Below are 26,085 nucleotides of genomic sequence, written 5' to 3'. Positions count from 1 at the left end.
GGGGAACACCACCCCCGCCGCCCCGAGGGCTGCCCACATCGCCGCGCACGCCAAGGTCAGCGAGGCGACGGTCAGCCGTGTCCTGAACGGCAAGGCGGGTGTCGCGGCCGGTACCCGCCAACGGGTCCTGGCCGCGCTCGACGTACTCGGCTACGAACGCCCGGTACGCCTCAAGCAGCGCAGCGCGGGTCTCATCGGCCTGGTCACCCCCGAACTGACCAACCCGATCTTCCCGGCCTTCGCCCAGGTCATCGAACAGACCCTGGCCGGCCACGGCTACACCCCGCTGCTCTGCACCCAGATCCCCGGCGGGGCGACGGAGGACGAGCTGGTCGAGCAGCTCGTCGAGCGGGGGGTCGACGGCATCGTCTTCCTCTCCGGCCTGCACTCCGACCTCTCCACCGACCCGGCCCGCTACGAGGCGCTGACCGTGCGCGGAGTCCCGTACGTCCTGATCAACGGCTACAACGAGGCGGTCACGGCCCCCTTCGTGTCGACGGACGACCGCGCCGCCGCACAGATGGCCGTGGCGCACCTGCGCGAACTGGGCCACACCCGGGTCGGTCTCGCGGTCGGCCCGGTCCGCTACGTCCCCTCGCACCGCAAGCGCGAGGGCTTCGTCGAGGCGACGGGCTCGGCAGAGCTGGTCCAGCACACCCTGTTCAGCGTGGAGGGCGGCCAGGCGGCGGCGGGCTCGCTGCTCGACGCGGGGTGCACGGGAGTGGTGTGCGGCAGCGACATGATGGCGCTCGGTGTGATCCGCGCGGCGCGGGACCGGGGCCTGCGCGTCCCCGACGACGTATCGGTCGTCGGCTACGACGACTCCCCGCTGACCCCCTTCACGGACCCGCCGCTCACCACCGTCCGCCAGCCGGTGCAGGCGATGGCGACGGCGGCGGTCGGCGCGCTCCTTGAGGAGATCAAGGGCAGCGCGGTGGTGGTGGGCCGGACGGAATTCGTGTTCCAGCCGGAACTGGTGGTGCGGGGCTCGACGGGTCAGGCACGAGGTCAGGCACGACCCTGACGGAGCCTGACGACCGCACGCCCCTCGCCCAGGTCGATGTCCGTGACGTGCGGCGGCGCACCGGCCTCGATGTCGTCACGCACCAGCTCGTCGGTCCGGCGCTGGGCGATCTCCACCCGCTTGTTCGGATTCAGTGAGGCGGCCAGCTCGTCGGCGACGGCAGCCCCGGCGCCGTTCCCGCCGCCGCCCACCGTCGTCCGGGCGACGAATCTGCGCAGCCACCCGGGGCGCCCGGTGCGTAGCACCAGGCGCCGCGCACCGGCCAGAAGGAGAGGCACGACGATCACGGCCACGAAGAGCAGGGGGAGGATCAGCATCAGCACCATGCAGGGCCAACGTGCCCCCACTCGCCCGCAGTTCCCGGTGCCGGCCCGGCCCGGGTGCCGTCGGAGGCGGGGTGTCGGAACAATGTCTCACTTATACGTGTAAGTGAGACATTAATTGGAGGGGGCGGGGACGGAGGCCGGTGCCTGCCGCAGGTCCGGCTCCGTGGCCTGGTACAGCTCGGGCACGGAGACCTTGATCGGCTCCTGCGTGGTCCGTGCGATCACGACGACCACGGGCTCGTCCGGGTCGGGATTCTCCTCGCGGTGCGGGACGAACGGGGGGACGAGCAGGAAGTCGCCGGGGCCGGCGGAGATCCGTACCTCCTGCGTGCCGTCGTGGAAGACGAACACGGGGTGACCGCTGACCACGTAGATCCCCGCCTCCGACGCACCGTGGTGGTGGTTGTCCGTCGCGCTCGACGGCGCGTTCTCCACCAGGCCCATCCAGAGCTTCTTCGAGCCGACCGTGGAGCCGCTGATGGCGGCATGGCCGTCCAACTCGCCCGCGCGCACGTGGTGTACGCGGTTTCCCTGCTGTCCGTTGCCGTCCGCGTCCCGTGCGGATCCGACGCCTTCGTGGGTGGTCATCGCGTGGCCTCCTGAATCGTTTGCCGATGGCCTTCGGTCGGTCGTCAGGCTGCGCCCACCGCACCCGCGGCGACAACTTCTGTTGCCGGGACGGCAATTGGCGCCCCGGCGGGGATGCGGGGCTTGACCCGTTCGCACTGTGTGGCGTGGCTTTTGTCTGCCGCGGCGGCAAGTACAGGGCCTGACCTGCTCCTTTGTAGGCCCGCACGAACTTTCACGGCTTTCAGGTTCTCGCGGTGTGCAAGGTATTGACCCCCTAGGGAGCCCCTCGTACCGTCACTCTGCAAGAAGTTGCTGCTGTCTTGCAGCAAGAACATTCAGCACGAACATTCCCCGAACATTCAGAGCCGCGCACCTCCCCCCACGCAGGAGGAATCCCCATGGCCCGCAGACTCCCGTCTGCCGTACCCGCAGCAACTGCCGCCGTACTGGCGGCGTGCACCGCCCTCGCCCTCGCACCCGCCACGACCGCCGAAGCCGCGCCGACCGGTGACCGGGACGTCACCGCCGTCCTCTTCGAGTGGAAGTTCGGCTCGGTCGCCAAGGCCTGCACCGATCAGCTCGGCCCCGCCGGATACGGCTTCGTCCAGGTCTCCCCTCCCCAGGAGCACATCCAGGGCGGCCAGTGGTGGACCTCCTACCAGCCCGTCAGCTACAAGATCGCCGGACGGCTCGGCGACCGCACCGCCTTCAAGAACATGGTCGACACCTGCCACTCGGCCGGAGTCAAGGTCGTCGCCGACTCCGTCATCAACCACCTCGCGGCGGGCGACGGCACGGGCACGGGCGGCACCGCCTACCGCAAGTACGACTACCCGGGGCTCTACTCGGGCGCCGACCTGGACGACTGCCGTTCCCAGATCACCAACTACCGCGACCGGGCCAACGTCCAGAACTGCGAACTCGTCGGGCTCGCCGACCTCGACACGGGCGAGGAGTACGTCCGTACGAAGATCGCCGGCTTCCTGAACGACCTCCTCTCGCTCGGGGTCGACGGCTTCCGCATCGACGCCGCCAAGCACATGCCGGCCGCCGATCTCGCCGCGATCAAGGGGAAGCTGAGCAACCCGGGCGCGTACTGGAAGCAGGAGGCGATACACGGGGACGGCGAGGCCGTCTCGCCGAGCGAGTACCTCGGCACGGGCGACGTGCAGGAGTTCCGGTACGGGCGCGGGCTCAAGCAGGTCTTCACCGGGGGCGACAAGCTCGCCCACCTCAAGAACTTCGGCGAGGGCTGGAGCTTCATGGAGTCCGGCAGGTCCGCGGTCTTCGTCGACAACCACGACACCGAGCGCGGCGGCGACACCCTCAACTACAAGGCGGGCAGCGCCTACACGCTCGCCAACGTCTTCATGCTGGCGTGGCCGTACGGGTCGCCGGACGTGCACTCGGGATACGAGTGGTCGGACAAGGACGCGGGCCCGCCCAACGGCGGTCAGGTCAACGCCTGTTACGCCGACGGCTGGAAGTGTCAGCACAACTGGCGCGAGATCTCGTCCATGGTCGGCTTCCGCAACGCCGCACGCGGGCAGGGTGTCACCCAGTGGTGGGACAACGGCGGCAACCAGATCGCCTTCGGGCGCGGCAACAAGGCGTACGTGGCCATCAACCGCGAGGGATCCGCACTCAACCGCACCTTCCAGACCGGTCTGCCCGGCGGCGGCTACTGCGACGTGCAGAGCGGCCGGCCGGTCACCGTCGACGGCTCGGGCCGCTTCACGGCGACGGTCGCTCCGGGAACGGCGGTGGCGCTGCACGCGGGCGCACGTAGCTGCTAGTCCGCGGGGAGGCGGGTCGGTGGGTTCACACCTGCGGGTGCGCGGCCGGGTGGGCCGGTGGGTGTCGTGCGGGCGCGTCGTGGCTGATCGCGGAGTTCCCCGCGCCCCTCAACACCTGCCCCCGAGAGCAAGGGGACGGCCCCACGCGGAGCGCACCCGCCCCCGACCGCACGCCCCCGAACCTCCGCCCACCTTCCAAGGAGACCGACCCGTGATACCCCGACCCCTGCGAAGAGCGGCCGTCGGCGCCGCGACCCTCGCGATGTGTGCCGCCCTCACCCCCGCCGCCCCTGCCTTCGCCGCCCCGAAGCCGCCCCCGCCCCCTACGGACGCCGAGCTCGCCGCCGCCCCCGCCCGCCACGACCTCACCCGCGACCAGTTCTACTTCGTCCTCCCGGACCGCTTCGCCAACGGGGACGCGAAGAACGACCGGGGCGGCCTCACCGGCTCCCGCCTCGACCACGGCTTCGACCCCACCGACAAGGGCTTCTACCAGGGCGGCGACCTCAAGGGCCTGACCAGCAGGCTCGACTACATCAAGGGCCTCGGCACCACCGCCCTCTGGATGGCCCCGATCTTCAAGAACAAGCCCGTGCAGGGGACCGGAAAAGACGCATCGGCCGGATACCACGGCTACTGGATCACCGACTTCACCCAGGTCGACCCCCACTTCGGCACCAATGCCGACCTTGAGCAGCTCATCGACAAGGCCCACGCCAAGGGCATGAAGGTCTTCTTCGACGTCATCACCAACCACACCGCCGACACCGTCGACCACGCGGAGAAGAAGTACGGATACCGGCCGAAGGGGGCGTACCCGTACCTCGACAGGTCCGGCCGCCCCTTCGACGACCGCGTCGGGATCCCGAAGGTCGACGGCGACTCCTTCCCGTACACCCCCCGGCCGCGCGCGGGCGAGCGCAAGACCCCGTCCTGGCTCAACGACCCCACGATGTACCACAATCGCGGCGACTCCACCTTCGCAGGAGAGAGCGCCGAGTACGGCGACTTCGGCGGCCTCGACGACCTGTGGACCGAGCGTCCCGAGGTCGTGAACGGCATGGCGAAGATCTACGAGAAGTGGGTCCGCGACTTCGACATCGACGGCTTCCGCATCGACACCGTCAAACACGTCGACATGGACTTCTGGACCCGGTGGGCGACCGCCCTCGACGCGTACGCGAAGAAGCGCGGCCGTGACGACTTCTTCATGTTCGGCGAGATCTACGACTCCAACCCGGCCGCCACCGCCCCGTACGTCACCCGGGGCCGCCTCGACGCCACCCTCGACTTCCCCGTCCAGGACGCCCTGCGCGGGTACGCCTCCCAGGGCGCGGGCGCCGACAGGCTCGCCAAGGCGTACGGCGCCGACTACCGCTACACCACCGACAAGGCCAACGCGTACGAGCAGGTGACCTTCACCGGCAACCACGACATGGGCCGCATCGGCACCTTCCTCAAGCAGGACAACCCCGAGGCGGGCGACGCCGAGCTCGTCCAACGGGCCCGCCTCGCCCATGAGCTGATGTTCCTCGGACGCGGCAACCCCGTCGTCTACTACGGCGACGAGCAGGGCTTCACCGGCGCGGGCGGCGACAAGGACGCCCGCCAGACCCTCTTCGCCTCGAAGACCGCCGACTACCTCGACGACGACCAGCTCGGCACCGACCGCACCCACGCGAGCGACGCCTACGACACCACCCACCCGGTCTACCGCTCGATCGCCGCGCTGTCGAAGCTGACGAAGGCGCACCCCGCCCTGCGCGACGGCGTGCAGGAGGAGCGTTACGCGGAGGGCTCCGTCTACGCCTTCTCCCGTACGGACAGTACGGACGCCAAGCGCAGGACCGAGTACGTGGTGGCCACCAACAACGCCGCCGAGCCGAAGACCGTCGACGTCCCGACCGGTTCGGCAGCGGGCACGAACTTCCGTGCGCTGTACGGAACGTCGGACGCGGTACGCAGCGGGGCCGACCGGAAGATCAAGGTCACCGTCCCCGCCCTGGCCGCCCTCGTGCTCCGGGCGGAGCAGCCCCTCCCGGCCCCGGCCGCCAAGCCGGCCCTCACCCTGAAGGCCCCGGCCGCCGGAGCCACCGGCACCGTCGAGATCGAGGCCGCCCCGACCGGCGGGCAGCTCAACCGGGTCGTCTTCGCCGCCCAGGTCGGCAACGGCCCGTGGCGCACGCTGGGCTCCGCCGACCACGCCCCGTACAAGGTCACCCAGCACCTCGACCCGAAAACGCATGCCACAACCGCGCTGCGGTACAAGGCAGTTGTGGTGGACAGTGCCGGACGCACGGCCAGTGCCCTCGCCGCGACGACGGCGGGGCGCACCCCGCCGCCCGAGAAGCCGCGGGCCGGGGACCGCACCTACGCGGTCGTGCACTACAGGCGGGCCGACGGCGACTACGACGGCTGGCAGCTCAAGTCACCTGCCGGGAGCGGTGTGTTCAGCGGGCGCGACGCCTACGGCGCCTTCGCGTGGGTGAAGCTCGCAGAGGGCGCGACCTCCTTCCCGTACACCGTCGAGAAGAACGGCGCGGCCGACGGCCCCAGCCGCACCGTCGACCTCGCCGCGACCGGTGAGGTCTGGGTCGAGCAGGGCAAGGAGGGCCAGCTCACCAAGGCGCCCGAGGGGACGTATCCGCCGCAGGACAAGACCAAGGCGGTCCTCCACCTCCAGCGCGCCGACGGCGACTACGACGGCTGGGGCCTGCACGTCTGGACCGGCGCGAAGGACCCGACCGACTGGGCCAGGCCGCTCCGGCCGGTGAGGAAGGACGCGTACGGAGTGACGTACGAGGTCCCGCTCGCCGCAGGGGCCACCTCGCTCAGCTACATCCTGCACAAGGGTGACGAGAAGGACCTGCCCACCGACCAGTCCCTGGACCTGGCCACGTACGGCCACGAGGTGTGGGCGCTGGCCGGGGAGCCCAAGTACGTGCTGCCGCAGGCCGCGGGTGCGGGCTCGCTCGACCTCACCAAGGCCGAGGCGCAGTGGATCGACCGGGACACGGTGGTGTGGAAGGCCGGGGCGGCCGGGGCCGTCAGCCGGCAGCTCGTGTACGCGCGCGACGGCGGCATCAAGGTCGTCGACGGCGCGCTGAACGACGAGGGCCGCTGGCTGCGGCTCGAACCGGGCACGCTGAGCGACGCCCAGAAGGCCAAGTACCCGCACCTCAAGGACCATCCGGCGTTCACGGTGGACGCACGCGACCGCGACCGCGTCGACGAAGCGCTGCGCGGGCAGGTCATCGCCACTCAACGGGCCGCGAACGGCGCCCTGTTGGCGTCCACCGGGGTCCAGCTTCCCGGCGTCCTCGACGCCACGTACGGCGCCGAGGCCACCAAGGCCTCGCTCGGTCCCGTCTTCCGGGACGGCACGCCGACGCTGTCGCTCTGGGCGCCGACCGCGCAGGAGGTCGTCCTCGACCTGGACGGGAGGAAGCTCCCCATGCGGCGCGACGACCGCAGCGGCGTCTGGTCGGCGACCGGGGACCGCGGCTGGACGGGCAAGCCGTACCGGTACGAGGTCAAGGTGTGGGCGCCGAGCGTCCAGAAGGTCGTGACGAACCAGGTCACCGACCCGTACTCGACCGCCCTCACCACCGACTCCGCCCGCAGCCTGGTCGTGGACCTGACCGACCCGTCGCTCGCCCCCAAGGGGTGGAGCGCGCTCAAGAAGCCCGCGGCGACCCCGCTGCGCGACGCGCAGATCCAGGAGCTGCATGTCAGGGACTTCTCGGTCGAGGACAGGACCTCGAAGTACCCGGGCCAGTACCTGGCCTTCACCGAACGCGCATCGAAGGGCGCGCAGCACCTGAGGAAACTCGCCGGGTCCGGGACCTCGTACGTCCACCTCCTGCCGGTCTTCGACATCGGCACGATCCCGGAGAAGAAGTCCGAACAGGCCACGCCCGCCTGCGACCTGGCGTCGTACGCGCCGGACTCGCAGGAGCAGCAGGCGTGCGTGGGGAAGGCCGCCGGGAAGGACGCGTACAACTGGGGGTACGACCCGCTGCACTACACCGTCCCCGAGGGCTCCTACGCGAGCGACCCCGAGGGCACCAGGCGGACCGTTGAATTCCGGCAGATGGTGCAGTCCCTCAACGGCGCCGGACTGCGCACCGTCATGGACGTCGTCTACAACCACACCGTCGCCTCCGGCCAGTCCGACAAGTCGGTGCTCGACCGGATCGTGCCCGGCTACTACCAGCGGCTGATGGCGGACGGCTCCGTCGCCACGTCGACGTGCTGCGCCAACACCGCGCCCGAGAACGCCATGATGGGCAAGCTGGTGGTGGATTCGCTGGTCACCTGGGCGAAGGAGTACAAGGTCGACGGCTTCCGCTTCGACCTGATGGGCCACCACCCCAAGGCCAACATCCTCGCGGTGCGCAAGGCGCTGGACGCGCTGACCGTGGCGAAGGACGGCGTCGACGGGAAGAGCATCGTGCTGTACGGGGAGGGCTGGAACTTCGGCGAGATCGCCGACGACGCCCGCTTCGAGCAGGCCACCCAGAAGAACATGGCGGGAACGGGCATCGCCACCTTCTCCGACCGGGCGCGGGACGCGGTGCGCGGCGGCGGGCCCTTCGACGAGGACCCGGGTGTCCAGGGATTCGGCAGCGGACTGTTCACCGACCCCAACTCATCGAAGGCGAACGGGACCCCGGCGGAGCAGCGGGCCCGGTTGCTGCACTACCAGGACCTGCTGAAGGTCGGCCTGACCGGGAACCTGGCCGACTACTCCTTCACGGACAGCGGCGGCCGTACGGTCAAGGGCTCGGAGGTCGACTACAACGGGGCTCCTGCGGGGTACGCGGCGGCGCCCGGTGACGCGCTCGCGTACGCGGACGCGCACGACAACGAGTCGCTGTACGACGCACTCGCCTTCAAGCTCCCGGCGAGGACGGCTGCGGGAGACCGGGCGCGGATGCAGGTGCTCTCCATGGCTACGGCGACGCTCTCGCAGGGACCGGCGCTGTCCCAGGCGGGCACCGACCTGCTGCGGTCCAAGTCGCTGGACCGGAACTCCTACGACAGCGGGGACTGGTTCAACGCGATCCACTGGGACTGCCGGGACGGCAACGGGTTCGGGCGCGGGTTGCCGATGGCGGCGGACAACCGGTCGAAGTGGGCCTTCGGCAAACCGCTGCTCTCCTCCCCTGAGCTGAAGGTGGGATGTGCGGAGATCGAGGGCACCTCGGCGGCCCATCAGGACCTGCTGAGGATCCGCACGACGGAGCCGGACTTCAGCCTGGCGACGGCGGAGCGGGTCCAGGGCGCCCTCTCCTTCCCGCTCTCCGGGAAGGGAGAGACACCTGGGGTCGTCACCATGCGGCTCGGGAAGCTGATGGTGGTCTTCAACGCGACCCCGGACATCCAGAAGCAGGTGGTCCCGGGGGCGGCGGGGGCGGCCTACGGGCTGCACCCGGTGCAGGCCGGGGGCGCGGACGCGACGGTGAAGCAGTCGTCCTACGAGGCGGGTTCGGGCACCTTCACCGTGCCGGCCCGCACGGTGGCGGTCTTCAGCACGCGCTGAGGGGCGCCCGCCGCGCGGTGGAACGGGCCACGGCTCGCGCCGGTGGGGCCGGTGTGCGGGGCTGCGCCCCGTGCCCGGCCCCGCCGCGCGTCCCCGAACGCCGGACGGGCTGGAGATGCCCGCCCCCAAGTGGTCCAGAATGGCCCCGTGTTGGGAAACCTCCCCGAGGAGACCACGAGCTTCGTGGGCCGTCGCGCCGACCTGGCCCGCGTCGCCCACGCCCTCGGCATGCACCGCCTCGTCACCCTCACCGGCCCCGGCGGCGTCGGCAAGACCCGCCTCGCCCTGCGTGCCGCGCAGGCCGCGCAGGAGGCCGCCCTTCACCCCGACGGCGTGTGGTGGGTGGATCTCGCGCCGCTGCGCGACGAGGCGCTGCTCGTCGCGGCGGTCTCCGACGCCGTCGACCTCGCCGACCACACCCTGCGCATGCCCGCCGAAGCCCTCTGCGAGTGGCTCCAGGGCAAGCGGCTGCTCGTCGTCCTCGACTCCTGCGAACGATTCACCGAGCCCACCGCCCACCTCGTCGGCGAACTCCTCACCACCGGCCCGGGGCTGACGGTTCTGGCCACCAGCCGTCAGCCCCTCGGGCCACGCGGCGAGGTCCTGATCGACGTACCCCCACTGCCCCTGGACGGGGCCGACGGTGCGGTGGTGCTCTTCCGCGACCGGGCGCACCAGGCCCTCCCCGGGCTCGACTTCGACGACCCGGCCACGGACGAGGCCGTCGCTGCGGTCTGCGCCCACCTCGAAGGCATCCCGCTCGCCCTGGAACTGGCCTGCGCGCAGCTGGGGGACGACGGCCAAGGGGCGGCGCGGACCGTGCAGGACGTCGCCGACCGGCTGACCGCCCGTGACTGTGCCCGGCTCGACGTCCTCGAACAGGACGGCATCTGGCCGCAGCGCCACCGCGCCCTGCGTACCGCCATCGGCTGGAGCCATGAACTCTGCACCCCGCCGGAGCGCCTCCTGTGGGCCCGCCTCTCCGTCTTCCGGGGCGGTTTCGCGGAGGCCGAGGCCCGCGAGATCTGTGCCGGCGGACCCCTCGACGGCGACGGCGTGGCCCGTGCCCTGCACGGGCTGGCCCGCAACTCCGTCGTGCGGCGGCAGGCCGACGGCACGTACCGGATGCTCAACACCCTGCGCGAGTACGGCGCGATGTGGCTCGGCGAACTCGGCGAGCTTGCCGAACCGAAGGACCCGGGGGAGAGGGTCCTGCCGGCCGGCCGGCACGCCGCGTACTACGCCGACCTGGTCCGCCGCGCCGACGAGGGCTGGCTCGGGGCGCAGCAGACCACCTGGTACCGGCGGATCGGCGCCGCGCACGCCGACCTGTGCGCCGCTCTGGACCACCTCCTGGAGAACGACCCGGGGGCGGCCCTCGAAATGGCCGGCCGGGTCGGTTTCACCTGGGCCTGCTGCGGCCACCTGCACGAGGCCCGCACCTACCTGACCCGGGCTCTGGAAGGACACGGCCCGGAGTCGGACGGCGCCCCGGACCCGCACCGCTTCCGCGCCCTGTGGGCGCTGGGCGTCACCACCATGATCCAGGGCGACCACGAAGCCGCCCGTCTGCTCGGCGAACGGTGCGCGGTCGCCGCCTGGCGGGCAGGTGACCCCGAGGACATGCTGGCGGCGGCCTACCTCCTGGGCATCACGTACCTCATGATGGGCCGCCCCCGCGCCGCCCACACGGTCGCCCACCGCTGCCTCGCCGCCCACCCCGGCGAACCCTTCTCCTCACCGTCCCAGCTGCGCTGCCGTCTCGTACGGGTCTTCGCCCTCACCGGGATGGGACAGCTCGCGGAGGCGGAGGCCGGGGCCACCGAGCTCCGCCGGATCTGCGCCGAACAGGGCGAGTGGTGGACCCGCGCCTACGCCGACTACCAGCTCTCCCTCATCGCGCTCCTCCAGGGCCGCGCAGGCGAGGCGGCGGCCTTCGCGCGCGCGATGGTCGACGCCAAGTACCGGCTGGGCGACAGCTTCGGCATCGCGCTCGGCCTCGATCTGCTCGCCGCCGCGCTCGCCGCCCAGGGCCACGGCGAACAGGCCGCCCGCGTCTACGGCGCCGGCCACACCTACTGGGGCCAGGTCGGCCACCCCCAGCGCGGCACCCCCGAACTGGCCCCGATCCGCGAGCAGTGCGAACTCCGGGCCCGCACCGCGATCGGCAGCGCCGCCTACGAACGCGCCTACGCGCAAGGAGCCACCGCCGACCAGGAGGCCACCCTTGCCCTGGTGCTCCTGGGGTCGCCTCCCTGACCTCACAGCGGCCTCGCAGCCGCCCGGCAGCGGCCTCGCAGCCGCTCGCAGCCGCCTCGCAGTCGCCCGGCAGCCGCCCCGCAGTCGCTCACAGTCGCCCGGCAGCCGTTCGGCCCGCACCCGCGAACTGCTCGGCCAAACTCATGGGTGACCATCGGATGAATCGCTCGTTCTGCGTAATGTGCGACGCCCACAGGATGTCATCAGCCGCCCCCGCAAGCCCACCGACGCCACCGTCACGGACAAGGCCCCGCCCGCCGCCGACCCCACGGTCACGGTGGGCGTCGAGCAGGCCGAGGCCGCGCTCGTCGAGCACTATCCGCGGCTCGTCCGTCTCGCCTACCTCGTGCTGCCCCCGCACCTCGGCCGCAACCGGCGCGTCCTGACCGCGCACTCCCTCGCGCAGCGCGCCCTGCCGCGCGGCAGGACCGGGCGGACCCCGCAGGCCTCGCACACCGCGGCGGGAATCCCGGTGCCGCGCGGCCCCGAGGAGCAGCCCCGCCCCGACGGGCCCTCCGCGCGCGAAAGCGGCCACGCCTTCGTACGGCAGCAGGTGCTGCGCCAGGCCCTCGCGGCCGAGCTGCCGCCGACGCGCAAGGCCTGGCCCAAGCGCGCCCAGCTGCCGCCGCTGCTGCCGCAGGTGTGGGGGCTGCGGCTGTTCCCCAAGTCCGGCGGCGCCGACGAACTCGCCCTGGACCAGCGGCTCGCCGCCCTGAGCGGTGCGGGCCGCGCCGCGTACGTACTACGGAGCCTTGAACGGCTGGACGACGCTGCGGTACGAGACGTGCTGGCCGCCGCCGGAGTCGCGGCGCCGGACGCCGCGCTGGCCGAGGCGGACACCGTCGAGCCGTCCACGCTCCTCGAATCGGCCGAGTTCGACCCGTGCTCGCTGCAGGCGCGTCCCACCGACCTGATGCGCCGCCGCCAGCACACCCGGGCCGGGCTTGCCGCGCTCGCCGCCCTCGTGGTGTGCGGGGTGCTGCTCGCCGCGACGGGCGGGAGCGAGCCGGGCCCGCGCAACCCCGCAGGCGAACTGGCTCTGGATCCGAGTCAGTTGACCCGTGTCGAGCCCGCCGCCTGGAAGGGCGCGGACCGCACCGACTTCTCCGCCTGGCCCGCCCGCGGCGCCCTCGCCGGTGACACCGAACTCCTGCGCCGCGCCCTCGGCGAGTGGGCGGCCCCCGGCGCCGCCGCCCATGTCTCCGCCACCCCCGGCACTCCCACGGGCCCCGCGATGGGACCGCCGCAGCTGCTGTACGCGGGCATGCTGGACGGGGCCAGGGTCGTCCTGCTGTACGACGGCCTGCGCCTGGTCCGGTACGCGGAACCCGCCGACGGCGGCGACGGGACCCGCACCGCCCTGGACTTCGCCCGCGTCGACGGCGCCTCCGAAGCCACCGCGAACGCGGTCGTCGTCGCCCGCACCGCCACCCAGGTCCGCTACCTCACCGCCCCCTGGGCCGACCAGGTATCCGTGCGCGACCTCCTCGACCCGGCCGCCGCACCCCGCGCCCTCGCCCGCACCGCCGACGGCGTCACCGCCCCGGTCACCGCCTCCTCGATGGCCCGCGACTGCCGCACCTGGGAAGCCGTGGAGGTACGGGACAGCTCCGGCACCCGCACCCTCACCGACCTCGGCGAACTCGTCCCGGCCCGGCTCACCGCAGGTCCTGGCGCGGCCCCCGGCGACCTCAAGTCGGCATCCGACAGGGCCGGTTGGGCGCACACCGCCTGCCTGCTCCCCACGCTGCGCTCGCACGGCGTGCGCAACGTCAACTCCTGGTCGTACGCCGGCCAGGCCCTGCCCGAGTCGAACGGCACCGCGCGCTGGCTGTGCACCCGCGCCGAGACCTGGCAGGGTCCCGGCAACCGGGTGTTCGCCCAGTTCCAGCAGCCCGGCACGGGCCGCGGCGCACCGGGCGCGATCGTCGCGCGGGCCGAGAACACGGCGGCGTGCGGGGCGAAGGGCCCCGAGGCGCTGGCCGGTGTGGTGTGGAAGTCGAAGGCCGGGAAGTGGTACCTCCTCGCCGCCGGGAACGACAGGTTCGCCTCGCTGTCCGTGAGCGGGGGAGTGCGGGGCTCCGCGGACGGCAACGTCCTCGCCGTACCCGCCAAGGAGGGCGCCCAGGCGTCCCTCACCGGGAAGCTGGCGGACGGGACGAAGGTGAACTCGCTCCGGTAGTCCCCGAGCCGGGAGGTCCTGGCGCCACACACCTGTCGGCAAAGTTCTGGCTGCACAGACCTGTTGCCAAGGTCGTACCCGTCAGTACATTGACGCCATGTCTAATACGCAGCAGGGGCCGGTCCCGGTGGCGTCGGAGCGGACGCCGCTCAAGGCCCGCCGGGTGTCCTTCGACTGGGCGGACACCCCGCTCCACTGGCTCCCCGGCCAGCCCTTCGCCACGCACACCATCAACGTCCTGCACCTGCTGCTCCCGGCCGGGGAGCGCTGGTTCGTGCACGTCTACAAGCAGGCACTGCCACTGATCACCGACGACAGGCTCCGCGAGGACGTCATCGGGTTCATCGGGCAGGAGGCGATGCACTCGCAGGCTCACGACGACGTCCTGCCGCACCTCAAGGCCCAGGGCCTCGACCCCACCCCCTACACCGCGCAGGTCGACTGGCTCTTCGAGAAGCTCCTCGGCGACCGCACGCTGCCACCCGGCAGGCCCCGCCGGTGGTGGCTGCTGGAACGCATCGCGATCATCGCGGCCATCGAGCACTACACCGCCTTCCTCGGCGACTGGGTCCTCAACGCCGACGAGCTCGACCGGCGCGGCGCCGACCCGACCATGCTCGACCTGCTGCGCTGGCACGGCGCCGAGGAGGTCGAACACCGCTCGGTGGCCTTCGAGTTGTTCCAGCACGTCGACGGCAGCTACCGGCGCAGGGCCCGCACCTGGGCGACCGCCTTCACCGCGCTCGTCTTCCTCTGGCAGCGCGGCGCCCGCTTCTTCATGGCCAACGACCCCACCCCGGGCGGCGTCGGCGGAGCCACCCTGAAGGGCCTCGTGGACGGCGGGCGCCAGGGGCTGCTGCCCACGCCCGGCGCCATGCTGAAGTCCGTACCCCGCTATCTGAGCCGCGGCTACCACCCCTCCCAGGAGGGCAGCACCGCCCAGGCCGTCGCCTACCTCGCCCATTCCCCCGCCGCGCGCGCCGCCGAGGCCCGCACCTGAAGGAGGTTCCTGAACCCATGCCCCGCGCCCGTACGTATCTGATCGCCGTCTCCGTCGCCGCGACCGCCGTCGTCACCCGGCGAGCCCTGCGCACCCGCATCGGCCGCTCGCCGCTGTGGCCGATGCCCGCACTGGAGGAGCCCGTGTCGGGGCGGCGGAGGCGCCCCGGCTCCACCCGCGTCCTGGTCAGCGGGCGGAGCGAACCCGCCGAAGGCGTGGTGCAGCTGCACCTGGAGGCCATGGACGCGGGCGACCTGCCCGGCTGGGAGCCGGGCGCGCACCTGGACCTGGTCCTTCCGTCGGGCCTGGTCCGCCAGTACTCGCTGTGCGGCGACCCCGCCGACCGCGCCTCCTACACCGTCGCCACCCGCGTCATCACCGAGGAGCAGGGCGGCCGGGGCGGCTCGCGCGAGGTGCACGAGCAGCTCCACGAGGGCTCCGAGATCGAGGTCAGGGGGCCGCGCAACCGCTTCGCCCTGGTCGAGTCCCCTTCGTACGTCTTCGTCGCGGGAGGCATCGGCATCACGCCCGTACTGCCCATGCTGCGTGCCGCACAGGCGGCGGGTGCGGAATGGAAGCTGCTGTACGGGGGCCGCAGCCGGGCGACGATGCCGTTCCTGGAGGAGGTCGAGAAGCTCGGCGGGCCCGAGCGGGTCACCGTCGTCGCCCAGGACGAGGACGGACTCCCGGACCTGGCAGGGCTGTTGGCGGGGGCCCCGGAGGGGACGGCCGTCTACTGCTGCGGTCCCGAGGGGCTTCTGGGGGCGGTGGAGGGATCGCTTCCGGAACACTGCTCGTTGCACGTCGAGAGGTTCGCGCCGGGGGCGCAAGCCGGTGGCTCCGGCACCTTCGAGGTGGAACTGCGACGCACCGGCACAACCGTCACCGTGCCCGCGGGATCCTCGATCCTGGCCGCCGTGAAACCCCTCGTGCCGAACGTCTCGTACTCCTGTGAGCAGGGCTTTTGCGGTACCTGCCAGCAGCGGGTGATCGAGGGCGGGATCGACCACCGCGACGAGCTGCTGACCGACTCCGAGCGGGGCGACTCGCTGCTCATCTGCGTCTCCAGGGCCGAGGGAGAACGCCTGGTCCTGGACCTTTAGGCAGAGGTAGGGGCGGGGGCCGGGGAAGATCCGCACCGGCCCCCGGGTCTCCCTCAACCCGGGACCGCCGGTTAGGCTGGTGCGATGACGACCGGGGTGCGCCGCAGGATGGGCGTCGAAGAGCGCAGGCAGCAACTGATCGGTGTGGCGCTGGAGTTGTTCAGCCATCGCTCTCCCGACGAAGTCTCCATCGACGAGATAGCCGCCGCCGCGGGCATCTCCAGGCCGCTCGTCTACCACTACTTCCCCGGCAAACAGAGCCTGTACGAAGCGGCGCTGCGACGGGCCGCCGACGAGCTCGCCGCCCGCTTCCAGGAGCCCCACGAGGGCCCGCTCGGCGGGCGCCTGCTGCGGGTGATGGGCCGCTTCTTCGGCTTCGTCGACGAACACGGCCCCGGCTTCTTCGCCCTGATGCGCGGCGGCCCCGCCGTCGGCTCCTCCACGACCAACGCGATGATCGACGAGGTGCGCCAGGCCGCGTACGAGCAGATCCTCGACCACCTCGGCATCGGCGAGCCGCCCGCCCGGCTCGCGCTCGTCGTCCGCTCGTGGGTCTCGCTCGCCGAGTCGACGGCACTGATCTGGCTCGACGGGCGCGAAATCCCCCGCGGCGAACTGGAGTTGCAGCTCGTCCACGACTTCGCGGCCCTGATGGCGGTGAGCGCGGCGTACGACGCTCAGATGGCGGAGATCGTGCTGCGGATACTGGCCGACGAGCCCGCGGACGGGCCCTTCGGTGAACTGGTCGACCGGATCACGCTGCTGGCGCCGACGCTGCCGCTGGTGCCGGAGCCGCGCGGGCCTTCCGAGTAACGCCCCTGCCGCGGCGGCTACTTGTATGTGACGGTGACGTCCTTGAAGCCCAGTGAGCGCAGCAGGCCCTGGAGCATGCTCGTGGTGTTCTTCTCGGCGCGGGCGGTCAGCCCGCTGTCCTTCGCCGCCTCGCCGATGCGCTGCGCGGCGAGCTGGTGGACGGCCCGCTCGTCGTTCGGGTTGTCGGAGAAGAAGTCGCCGAGCCGGTCGAGGAGGCCACGCTGCTTGGACACGGCGTACGAACGGTCCGCGTCCAGCGCGGGCTTGCCGAGCGTGGCGTGCGGGAGGCGGACGGTGGCGGCGGTGCGGCCCTCGTCGACCGTCACGTCGCCCTTGCCGAGCCCGCCCAGCGCCACGGATCCGCCGACGGTGCCCGCGCCGACGTACAGGGTGCGGGTGCCGCGGAGTGCGTCGGGCAGGAACCTGGCGTCCTTCTCCAGGTCCACCACCACCTGGAAGTTCCCCACCGCTGCCTCGTAACTGCTCATGTCCTGAAGGGACTTGAGGACGGCGGGTCCGGTGCGGTCCTTGGTCTCGGTCCCGAAGAGGCCGCCGAGGCCGGGGATCAGGAACAGCCGGGTGCCGAGCAGGAGGACGGCGGCCAGGGCCAGCAGCACGCCGGGGATCTTCACCCAGAGGGGGACGCGGCGACGCGGCGGCCGGGCGGGGGCGGGCCGTGGCTCCGTACCCCGTCCCGCTTCCGCTTCCGTGCGGTCCGATCGGTCCGAGCGCGCGTCGGTGCGTTCCATGGGGGTCGGGTGCCCTCTGCGGGGCTCGCTCACGCGGCGGTTACCGTACTCCGCATGATCGACACGACCGCATCGCTCACCTTCCGCCCCGCCGACACCACGGACCTCACGGATCTCGTGCGTCTTCACGACGGAGCGGCGCGCTGGATGCAGCAGCTCGGGATCGACCAGTGGAAGCCCGGCCAGAAGGACGCCGCCCACTTCGCACGGCGGATGCGCGAGGGGGAGGTGTGGCTGGCGGAGCTTCAGGGGCGTGCGGTGGGTGCGTACGAACTCTGGTGGGAGGACGAGGGGGCCTGGGGCGTGCAGCCGCCGGTCGCGGGCTACGTCCACCGGCTGATGACCGACCGTACGAGCGCCCCGGCAGGGCTCGGCCGGGCGATGTTGGCCGCCGCCGAGACCCGCATCGCGGAGTCGGGCCGAGGGCTCGCCCGGCTGGACTGCGTGTCCCACAACCCCCGGCTGCGTACGTACTACGAGGCGGCGGGCTATCGGGTCGCCGGTGAGAACGCGGCGAAGGAGGCCCCCGGCGGGGCCCCCTCCTACGCGGTGACCCTGCTGGAGAAGGCGCTGACCCGGGAGGAACCGCTGAACTGAGAGGAGCCGCCGGCCCGGGAGGAGCCGCTGAACCGAGAAGCCGCCGACCCGGGAGAAGCCGCTGCTCAGGCCTGTGTGAGACGTGCGCGGATGCGCGCCACCGACTCGTCGGGGATGCCGAGGCCGTCCCGGACGTACGCCTCCATCGAGCCGAACTTCTCGCGCACCTCGGCCAGTGCCGTCTCCAGGTACTCCGGTACGACACCGATGACGGCCTGCGCGATCTCCGGGTCGCCGCCCTTCGCGACGAAGCCCTCGATGAGCGGCTCGAAGGCGGCCCGTACCGCCGGATTGACCGCCAGGTACTCGCTCTCGACGGTCTCCGCGTCCGCCCCCAGCAGGGTCAGTACGATCGTCGCCGCCCACCCGGTGCGGTCCTTGCCCGCCGTGCAGTGGAAGAGCAGCGGGCCGGCGTCCGGCGCCGCCAGCTCGGTCAGGAAGCTGCGGTACGCGGCGACCGCCGAACCGGACGACACCAGCGCGCGGTAGGTCTCCGCGAACAGGGCCCGGGCCCGGCCGCCGCCCAGGTGCTCCTCGGCCAGTTCCGGGTCGGACATGATGTTCTTGAGCTGGGCGGCGGCCGGCTTGTCGTCGGGGTCGCCGTGCGCGACGGCGGAGCGGATCGTGTCGGCGAGCGCGTCCGCGACGAGCAGGCGGGCCCCGGCCGGCACCCGGTCCGGGTGGTCGGCCCGCTCGGCCTCGCTGCGGAAGTCCACGATCGTACGTATCCCCAGGCCGGCCAGGACCGGATCGGCGGCCGGGTCCATCCGGTCCAGCTGCCCGGCCCGCAGGAGGAGGCCGGGGCGGACGGTGCGCCCGCCGGACAGCGGGAGGCCGCCGAGGTCGCGGAGATTGGCGACGGTGGTCGACGCGAGTGCGGTCATGGCGGCGGGACTCCTGCTGCTGGTGAGGGGTTTCCCCGCCACCGTACGTGGCCCGCTGTCAGGCGGCCCGGCGGGGCCGGGGCAGCGTGGGGCGCAGGCCACGGGCGCGTCCTGGCCCCAGCCCGGCACCGAGCCCGATGCCGAGGGCGAGCGCGGCGAAGTGCCCCACGTCGGTGAAGGTCGGCCGGTCGCGGTTGAGCAGTGGCCTGGCCCCGAGCGCCAGCAGCCCCGCCCGCGCGGCGAACCGCAGCGGGCCGCGCGGCACGGCGGCGGTGAGCGCGCCGAGCACCGCGTTGAAGCCGTAGCTGGTGCCGACGTCCACGGCGGAGCGGGTCGCCGCGTCGGCACCGGTGGCGCGCAGCCCGCCGTACACGAGGACCGAAGCGGCGCTGTGCCCGAGCAGGAAGACCCCGGCCGCCCACCAGGCGCCGTACGCGTACTCGGCGTATCCGAGTACGGCGAGGAGCAGCAGCGCGTAGGGCAGCGGCATCGGCTCCTCCACCACGAGCGCGCTGGTCAGGAGGGTGTCCCAGCGGCCCGCCGCGAGCTGGTCGACATTGGTGGAGCAGCCGCGCAGGAAGTCCTGGCGATCGGCATCGGGCAGATGACGGTGGGCGGCCAGGGCGCCCAGCTGCACGCCGCCGACGTAGGCGGGGGCGAGCGCGGGAAGGTCCGGGAAGTGCATGGGGGCATGATCGCGCATGGAGCGTAACGGGCGTGTCAGATATGGCGATTCCGGCCCGGCCGGGAAGGGCGGGGCGCCACGATGGGCGGATGCGCGAGCGAGTGGCGGGTGTTCTGGTTGCTCTGGTTCTGGTGGCGGGCTGCGCAGGGCCGCCGGCAGAACCGCGAGAGGCGGCCGGAACCCTGGAGGAACTGGCGGCGAAGGCGGGCTGCGTACCCGACATCGGAACCGAAGCGGCCGAGATCAGGCAGGCCGACTGCCGTATCGACAGCGGGCGTTACGTCCTCGCGACGTTCGCCACCGACCGGGGGCGGCAGGAGTGGCTCGACGCGGCGGACGACTACGGCGGCAGCTACCTCGTCGGCCGCAAGTGGGTCGCGGCCGGGGACGAGGCGGTGGTCACGGCGCTGCGCGGCCGGCTCGGGGGGACGGTGACGACCGGCGTGCGCCACTCGGGGAGCGGGGAAGGGCACACGGCGGGTCATCACGGGAGCTGACCGCGCAGGTTCGGGGGGCGTCGGCAGACGGCTGTACTACTGGCAGCGCCTGCCGTCGTTGATGCAGTCCACCACCCGCCGCATCAGCTTCTCCTCGAAGACGTTGATGAAGTCGCCGTGGTCGGTCTCCGGCTTGTGCAGCTGCTCCGGGAACGAGTCGACCGCGAACCCGGGACCCGGCGGCACCGCGTACACGATGCGCTGCACGAGCTGCGGAATCGGCCGGAAGCCGAGCCCGCACGCACCGTTGGACCGGGCGAACGCGACATGGGTGCGGTGGTTGGCGCTGTCGGCGTTCTTGCCGTCCCAGCAGCTCTGGAACTTGAAGGTGCGCACGACCCGGCTGCCGCGCGGGCAGATCGGGTACTTGTTCTTCAGCTGCCGGTTCTCGAACCCGGTGCAGCTCCATGACGCGTTGGCGTTCGCGTCGCCGTTGGTGAACGCCTTCGCGTCGCCCGTGATGATCCGCAGGAAGCGCGGCATCGCGGTGACCCGGCCGGTCGGATTCCCGACGAAATCGAGGGTGACCTGGGACGGGGTCTGGATCTCACCCGTATTCCCGTCCTTTCCGCCGCCGTCCGCACCTGCGTCTTCCTCGTCCTTTCCGTTCTGCAGCCGCAGCACGGGCCAGTAGTACGTGGACCTGTCGCCCTGATTGCGGCAGCTGGTCGCACCGGCGGCGAGTGTGCCGTCCGTCGCGAATGCATCGGTGGCCTGATTTCCCACGTAGTCGTGCATATGGTGTGCGCCATTGCTCACGCCGGGCGCGACGATGACGTTGTCGGGATTGAATTTGCCGTTCTCGTTCCGGCCGCAGGCGGTGGTGAAGGTGCCGCGCGAGGCGGTGCGGCGGTTCTGCACGCGCGGGACGTTGGGGCGTACGGAACGGATGTCGGTGAAGTCGGAAGCGGCGGGCCCGTTGCCCTGCTGGCCGCCTGGCTGCTCGCCGTTCTGCTCGCCTGTCTGCTGGCCGTTCTGCTCTCCGTCGGGGCCCTCGCCCTGCTGGCCGCCGTTGCCGTTCGAGCCGCCGTCCTGCGGACCGCTGCCCCGTTTGCCGTCCGGGCCCGTGGCCTGCTGCTCAGCCGCCCGCAGCGTGCACGGTGCCAGCGTTTCGAGTCCCTGCGGGCGGTCGGCCTCCGGCTGCCGTTCCACGGCATCGCCGATCCGGCCGAGGGAAGCGGTCCGCTCGTCCTTCAGCGGCCCGAGCACGGATTCCTGGTCCTGGGGACCGCCCCGCGCCTCCGCGAACTTCCGGTACGCCTCGGTGATCTGGCTGTCCATCGCCGCCAGCTCCCGGTCGACCTCCTGCCGCGCCCCCTCCGGCACCTCGGGGAGCGCACCCGCGGCATCGGGACAGCCGATGGTCGCCATGCGCGGTCCTGACGGCAGAGCTGTCCGGGCGGGCGGATCCTCGTTGGCCGAGGCGTGCACGTTCAGGGCGACCATGGTGCCGCCGCCGAGAATCAGTGCGGCACTGGCGGCGATCGTCCTGTTCGCCAATTTCGAACGCTTGTGTTGCATGAAGGGCCTTCGCTTTCTTCCGGAGCTTTCTTCCGGGCGAAGTCCCATACGCACGCGGGGAACGCCGCGTTCAGCCGTCCCCCACCAGCACCACGATTTCGTAGCAAGCTACCAATTCACGGAATTCCCGCTCACGATTTCAGCGCCCGCTGATAAAGGGCCCGCGCGGGTGCCCCGAAAAGCGCGGCCGTCGACTCCGCGTCGGTGTCGCCACCGCTCAGCACGCCGATGAGCCTGCCCGGCTTGTCCGGGCCCCGGTAGTCGGTGAGCCAGGGGCTGCCGCTGGTCCCGTTCCAGAAGCCCGCGCACCGCATCTGCAGCATGCCGGGCAGCTCCTTGTCGATCCTGCTGTCGGTGGTGCAGGTGACCGGGTGGTTGTCCGGGTTGTGGTCGGGCTCCGGGTAGCCGATCACCGTCACCTGCCGCTGCGGCTCCGACTCCCAGTCCAGGCCCGCGGCGCCCACGACCTCCTGGACCTCGCGGCCCTGGGCGTCGCTCTCCAGCGTCAGGAAGGCGAAGTCGTACGGGTCGTCCTCCTGCTCCTGCCACCGGTCGTCGACCTGTACGGAGCGGACGCGCCACGCCCCGTACGGCTGCTTGCCCTTGCCCTGGCCGGCGAACCCGGGGGCGAACGAGATCGTCCGCTGCGCCGTGCCCTCCGCCTCGTACACGCAGTGGGCGGCGGTGGCGACGACGTTCCCCTTGGGGCTGTCCACGACGCTCGCCGTGCACCAGTGCTCGTCGCCGTCGACCAGCACCCCGATGAACGGCGGGTAGTCGATCACGGCGGCGGACTGCTGCGGGGTGGGCGACACCCCCGGATCCAGCCGGGGCGCGGACGCCACCGGTCCGCCGCACGCGGTGGCCAGGGACAACAGTGCCAGGAGGCCGGCCATCGCCACGGGCCCCCACATCCACCGGTCACGCACGTCGGGCAGCCCCTCTCACGCCGAAATCCCCTACCGGACAGGTCACGCACAGGTCACGCCGGACACAGGTTATGCACGCGATGGCCGATTGTCGCCCCTATCCGCCACCGGCTGTCCGCTGCCTGCCGTCCGTTGTCTGTTGTCTGTTGTCCGCTGTCCGCTGTCCGTCAACGGTCCAGGTATGCCAGCACCGCGAGGACCCGCCGGTTGTCGTCGTCGGACACCGGCAGGTCCAGCTTCCCGAAGATGTTGGAGGTGTGCTTGGCCACCGCCCGCTCCGTGACGAACAGCTGGCCCGCGATGGCGGCGTTGGAGCGGCCCTGAGCCATCAGCTCCATCACCTCCTTCTCGCGCGGGGTGAGCTGGCCTATCGGCTTGTCCTGCGCCCGCCGCGACAGCAGCTGCTGGATGACCTGCGGGTCCATCGCCGTACCGCCGCCCGCCACCCGCCGCACCGCGTCGACGAACTGCTCGGCGTCGAACACCCGGTCCTTGAGGAGGTACCCGATGCCCCCGTTGCCGTCGGCGAGCAGCTCGCGCGCGTACAACTGCTCGACGTGCTGCGACAGTACGAGGATGGGCAGCCCCGGTCTCGCCCGGCGGGCGGCCAGCGCGCACTGCAGGCCCTCGTCCGTGTGGGACGGCGGAAGCCGGACGTCGACGACGGCGACGTCCGGCTCCAACTCGGCGAATGCCTTGGTCAGTTCGGGCCCTGTCTCGACAGCGGCCAGGACCTCGAAGTCGAACGCTTCGAGCATCCTGACCAGGCCGTCGCGGAGGAGGAAGAGGTCTTCGGCTAGAAGGACGCGCAAGGAATCTCCATGGTCACCATGGTGGGACCGCCCGCGGGACTGCTGACGGCCAGGACACCGTCGAATGTACCGAGTCGGCGTTCGACTCCGCTCAGTCCCGAGCCGCCGCCGATCCTCGCCCCGCCCCGCCCGTTGTCGGTGACCGAGGCGCGGATCATGCCGTCGGCCTGGTGCAGGTCGACCCAGATGCGGTCCGCGCCCGAGTGCTTGACCGCATTGGTGAGCACCTCGCTGACCGCGAAGTACGCCGCCGACTCCACCGGTGCGTCGGACCGTGCGGGCAGGTCCACCGAGACCTCCGTCTCGACGGGCAGCCGCAGAGCCAACGCCCTTACGGCATCGCCCAGTCCACGCTCCGCGAGCACCGGCGGGTGAATGCCGCGCACCAGGTCGCGCAGCTCGGTGAGGGCCTCGGCGGACGACTCGCGGGCCGCGGCGATCAGCGCCTTCGCCTTCGCCGGGTCCTTCTCGATGAGCGCCTCGATGGTGCCCAGGTTCATGCCCATGGCGACCAGCCGGGCCTGCGCCCCGTCGTGCAGGTCACGCTCGATGCGGCGCAGTTCGGCGGCAGAGGTGTCCAGGGCGTCGTGCCGGGTCTCGGTCAGCTTCTCCACGCGCTGGGCGAGCGTCGCCTCCTTCGTCGGCGCGAGGAAGAACTTGCAGAGCCGGAAGTGGGCCTGGAACAGCGTGGTGTTGTAGCGCAGACCGACGGCGAGGATCACCATGCCGAGCGCGGCGGCCAGCAGCCCGGTGAACTGGTCGGTGACCGGGATGAACATGTACCAGTAGGCGTCGTCCTGGAACACCTGCCACAGACCGGCCGCCATCACGACCCCCTCGACCGGGTACCAGAGCAGCAGTGCGGGGAAGACCGCGGTGGCGAACCCGGCGACCGTGTCGACGAGCAGCCACTGGAGGTCCCGCCAGGTCGCCGGGTCCTTCAGCATCAGCGTGGTCCGCTCGACGACCCCGGTCACGCCGGTGCGCGCGTCGGCGGGCATCGGCCGGTACGGGATCGCGATCCGTACGTCCGACCAGGTGCCCGCCAGCAGCCGCCGGTGGTTCGCCCACTTGCGGACCGCCTCCAGCACGTGCGGCGTGGTGAAGACGCCGATGCCGAGCCCGATGAAGACGATCGAGAGGAGGGTGAGGGTGAAGAGGGTGACCGAGACGGCGATCGTGCCGAGCGAAAGGCCGAGGCCGCGAAATCCGGCCCGGACCGACGCGCGTATCTTCGTGGCATTCATGATGGTTCGTCCCTCTCCGTCCGCGGCCCGTGTACCGCGTACCCCCACATTCTCGCCGGTGGAGAGGGGCGGGGCATGGGGCCCGGGCACCCGGAGCGAGGTGTACCTAGCACCACCGGGCGCCGGACCCGCCCCCGCCCGCGCGGATTCCTACGGTGCGTACTTGTAGCCCACCCGGCGCACCGTCTGGATGCTGCGCCGGTGCTCGGCGCCCAGCTTGCGGCGCAGCCGGGCGATGTGCACGTCCACGGTGCGGCCGTCGCCGACGTGCCCGTAGCCCCACACCGTGGTCACCAACTGGTCGCGGGTGTGCACCCGGTGGGGGTGCGCCACCAGGTGCGCGAGCAGCTCGAACTCCAGGTACGTCAGATCCAGCGCCCGTCCCTCCACCTCGACGATCCGCCGCGAGGAGTCGATCCGCACCGCACCGTGCGGCGCGTGCGGTGCAGGCTGTCCGTGCGGTGCGTGCGGTGCGTGCGGTGCCTGCTGTACGGGAGCGGGCTCCGGCACCAGCGCGGGCGGCACGCTCTGCTGCTGGTCCGCCGGTACGAGCACCAGGTAGCCGACCATCGGCGGACGGCCCGGCAGCGCGGGCAGCGTGTGCTGCGGGGCGGGCAGCCAAGTGGCCCCCGGCGGGAGGTAGTCGGCGACGTCGAAGGCCGGCCTGAGGGGGAGCAGCGGGGCGGGCGGCGGGGCCACCTCGTCGCGGTCGACCGCCCGCAGCCGGTGCGAAGGGGGCCGCAGCGGTTCGTGGACGGCCCGCCGCTGGACGGTGTTGGCCGCGACGGAGGAGGCGGGGAAGGGGTGCGGGGTACGGGTGGGGTTCGCCATGGCTGGTCAGCTCTTTCGCACGGAGGAGGCCGCCGCGGAGAAACCGCGCGGCGGCGTACTGCTTCCTACGGAGTGCGCGTGGACCGAAGACCGTCGGTCGAGTCCCGATGCTGTCGTGCTGTGCTGTCGGGAGGCCGGGAACGGCTTTAGAGGGTCCGCGCGTTCGTCGCGCGACAACAGACCCGGTCGAAGTCGTGGTGCTGACGGGAAGGCCAGAACGGCTCCAGGTCGAAGCGACCCGTAGCGGCGGTGTTCTGGAATCCGGTCATGCGCCTATTGAAGCATGTGTACGCCGACCGCAGGAGAGTCTCACCGGCCCGGGACCTGTGACGCACCCGTGCGCCCCCTGTGCTCCTCGGTCCACCAGCCGCTTGCGCCACTCCGGTTCGGGCAGCGGGAGCGACTGGCCGGGCGACCCCTCCCGCTCGACCGCCGGGCCCGCGTCGGCCAGTGCTGCCAAGACCTCCCGGCCGACCGCCGCCGTGACGTCCGCGGGCTTCGCGAACCCGCCGTCGTACAGGGAGTGTCCGCCAGGGAGTGTCCGCCGCCCGCCACGGCGTCGTCCGTGCCCTGCGTGTGGAAGAACACAGAGCCGCGCGCCTCCCCACGCATCCCCGGCCGGTCCACGACGAGCCGGGTCTGCGGGAGAGGACAACAGGAAGTGCGGGAGGGGGCAACGGGAAGTGCGGGAGGGGGGCACGGGAAGTGCGGGGAG

Annotated in this window: 20 protein-coding genes and 1 pseudogene; 10 read left to right on the top strand and 11 right to left on the bottom strand. The window is 71.9% G+C overall.

The window, feature by feature from the left end; all coding sequences use genetic code 11:
* Nucleotides 1–1,024: LacI family DNA-binding transcriptional regulator (locus ACWGIG_RS19220; RefSeq protein WP_453322808.1), on the top strand; the 1,024-nt coding region annotated here is incomplete at its 5' end.
* On the opposite strand, the gene ACWGIG_RS19215 is transcribed toward ACWGIG_RS19220, so the two are convergent.
* Together ACWGIG_RS19215 and ACWGIG_RS19210 are read right to left on the bottom strand one after the other, a co-directional pair.
* Nucleotides 1,009–1,350 (bottom strand): DUF6191 domain-containing protein, encoded by a 342-nt coding sequence (locus ACWGIG_RS19215; RefSeq protein ID WP_453322807.1) that lies wholly within the window; start codon nt 1,348–1,350, stop codon nt 1,009–1,011. The two genes, ACWGIG_RS19220 and ACWGIG_RS19215, sit on opposite strands and share 16 nt — an antisense overlap.
* A gap of 111 nt (nt 1,351–1,461) precedes the next feature.
* A complete protein-coding gene (locus ACWGIG_RS19210; protein WP_453322806.1) occupies nt 1,462–1,938 on the bottom strand; it encodes a cupin domain-containing protein in 477 nt (158 codons plus the stop codon).
* A 380-nt stretch (nt 1,939–2,318) separates the two neighbouring features.
* On the opposite strand from ACWGIG_RS19210, the pseudogene ACWGIG_RS19205 reads away from it, so the two are divergent.
* The 7 genes and pseudogenes from ACWGIG_RS19205 to ACWGIG_RS19175 form a co-directional block, all read left to right on the top strand.
* Nucleotides 2,319–3,713 (top strand): annotated as a pseudogene (locus tag ACWGIG_RS19205) (alpha-amylase); the annotation flags it as partial.
* A 265-nt stretch (nt 3,714–3,978) separates the two neighbouring features.
* On the top strand, nt 3,979–9,261 hold the full coding sequence (pulA, locus tag ACWGIG_RS19200) for a pullulanase-type alpha-1,6-glucosidase (protein ID WP_453322810.1): 5,283 nt from the start codon (nt 3,979–3,981) through the stop codon (nt 9,259–9,261).
* Nucleotides 9,262–9,408: 147 nt separating this feature from the next.
* Complete coding sequence (locus ACWGIG_RS19195) at nt 9,409–11,520, top strand: ATP-binding protein (RefSeq protein ID WP_453322805.1); 2,112 nt, start codon at nt 9,409–9,411, stop codon at nt 11,518–11,520.
* Nucleotides 11,521–11,701: 181 nt separating this feature from the next.
* Entirely contained in the window at nt 11,702–13,702 is a 2,001-nt protein-coding gene (locus tag ACWGIG_RS19190; protein ID WP_453322804.1) for a hypothetical protein, read from the top strand.
* 97 nt (nt 13,703–13,799) lie between these two features.
* The gene (locus ACWGIG_RS19185; protein ID WP_453322803.1) at nt 13,800–14,702 is read left to right on the top strand and encodes a metal-dependent hydrolase; all 903 of its coding nucleotides are present in this window, start codon (nt 13,800–13,802) and stop codon (nt 14,700–14,702) included.
* Between the two features lie 17 nt (nt 14,703–14,719).
* The gene (locus ACWGIG_RS19180; RefSeq protein ID WP_453322802.1) at nt 14,720–15,805 is read left to right on the top strand and encodes a PDR/VanB family oxidoreductase; all 1,086 of its coding nucleotides are present in this window, start codon (nt 14,720–14,722) and stop codon (nt 15,803–15,805) included.
* A gap of 84 nt (nt 15,806–15,889) precedes the next feature.
* Nucleotides 15,890–16,618, top strand: coding sequence for a TetR/AcrR family transcriptional regulator (locus tag ACWGIG_RS19175; RefSeq protein ID WP_453322801.1), 729 nt, complete (start codon nt 15,890–15,892; stop codon nt 16,616–16,618).
* A 17-nt stretch (nt 16,619–16,635) separates the two neighbouring features.
* On the opposite strand, the gene ACWGIG_RS19170 is transcribed toward ACWGIG_RS19175, so the two are convergent.
* Entirely contained in the window at nt 16,636–17,367 is a 732-nt protein-coding gene (locus ACWGIG_RS19170; RefSeq protein WP_453322800.1) for a DUF4230 domain-containing protein, read from the bottom strand.
* Between the two features lie 54 nt (nt 17,368–17,421).
* Between ACWGIG_RS19170 and ACWGIG_RS19165 the strand changes: the two genes are divergently transcribed.
* The gene (locus ACWGIG_RS19165) at nt 17,422–17,964 is read left to right on the top strand and encodes a GNAT family N-acetyltransferase (RefSeq protein ID WP_453322799.1); all 543 of its coding nucleotides are present in this window, start codon (nt 17,422–17,424) and stop codon (nt 17,962–17,964) included.
* 65 nt (nt 17,965–18,029) lie between these two features.
* Here the strand turns inward: ACWGIG_RS19165 and ACWGIG_RS19160 are convergent, their stop codons facing one another.
* Nucleotides 18,030–18,848 carry a tyrosine-protein phosphatase gene (locus ACWGIG_RS19160; RefSeq protein ID WP_453322798.1) on the bottom strand — a complete coding sequence of 273 codons (819 nt, stop codon included), beginning with the start codon at nt 18,846–18,848 and terminating at the stop codon, nt 18,030–18,032.
* A 58-nt stretch (nt 18,849–18,906) separates the two neighbouring features.
* Complete coding sequence (locus tag ACWGIG_RS19155) at nt 18,907–19,533, bottom strand: rhomboid-like protein (protein WP_453322797.1); 627 nt, start codon at nt 19,531–19,533, stop codon at nt 18,907–18,909.
* A gap of 89 nt (nt 19,534–19,622) precedes the next feature.
* Here ACWGIG_RS19155 and ACWGIG_RS19150 point away from each other — a divergent pair, with 89 nt between their 5' ends.
* Entirely contained in the window at nt 19,623–20,030 is a 408-nt protein-coding gene (locus ACWGIG_RS19150) for a hypothetical protein (protein WP_453322796.1), read from the top strand.
* Between the two features lie 36 nt (nt 20,031–20,066).
* Here the strand turns inward: ACWGIG_RS19150 and ACWGIG_RS19145 are convergent, their stop codons facing one another.
* From ACWGIG_RS19145 to ACWGIG_RS19120, 6 genes are all read right to left on the bottom strand, one after another.
* Nucleotides 20,067–21,599: a DUF1996 domain-containing protein gene (locus tag ACWGIG_RS19145; protein WP_453322809.1), complete on the bottom strand. Its 1,533-nt coding sequence runs from the start codon at nt 21,597–21,599 to the stop codon at nt 20,067–20,069.
* 83 nt (nt 21,600–21,682) lie between these two features.
* A complete protein-coding gene (locus ACWGIG_RS19140; RefSeq protein ID WP_453322795.1) occupies nt 21,683–22,480 on the bottom strand; it encodes a trypsin-like serine peptidase in 798 nt (265 codons plus the stop codon).
* A gap of 167 nt (nt 22,481–22,647) precedes the next feature.
* Complete coding sequence (locus ACWGIG_RS19135; protein WP_453322794.1) at nt 22,648–23,292, bottom strand: LuxR C-terminal-related transcriptional regulator; 645 nt, start codon at nt 23,290–23,292, stop codon at nt 22,648–22,650.
* Entirely contained in the window at nt 23,277–24,539 is a 1,263-nt protein-coding gene (locus ACWGIG_RS19130; RefSeq protein WP_453322793.1) for a sensor histidine kinase, read from the bottom strand. The genes ACWGIG_RS19135 and ACWGIG_RS19130 overlap by 16 nt, the downstream gene beginning before the upstream one ends.
* 150 nt (nt 24,540–24,689) lie before the next feature.
* A complete protein-coding gene (locus tag ACWGIG_RS19125) occupies nt 24,690–25,370 on the bottom strand; it encodes a winged helix-turn-helix domain-containing protein (protein ID WP_453322792.1) in 681 nt (226 codons plus the stop codon).
* 146 nt (nt 25,371–25,516) lie between these two features.
* Complete coding sequence (locus ACWGIG_RS19120; RefSeq protein ID WP_453322791.1) at nt 25,517–25,639, bottom strand: hypothetical protein; 123 nt, start codon at nt 25,637–25,639, stop codon at nt 25,517–25,519.
* Between the last annotated feature and the right edge of the window lie 446 nt (nt 25,640–26,085).

Source organism: Streptomyces sp. NPDC054863 (assembly GCF_053610825.1).
The sequence above is the reverse complement of the archived record's forward strand: the minus strand, read 5'-3'. Positions and strand labels throughout refer to the sequence as shown.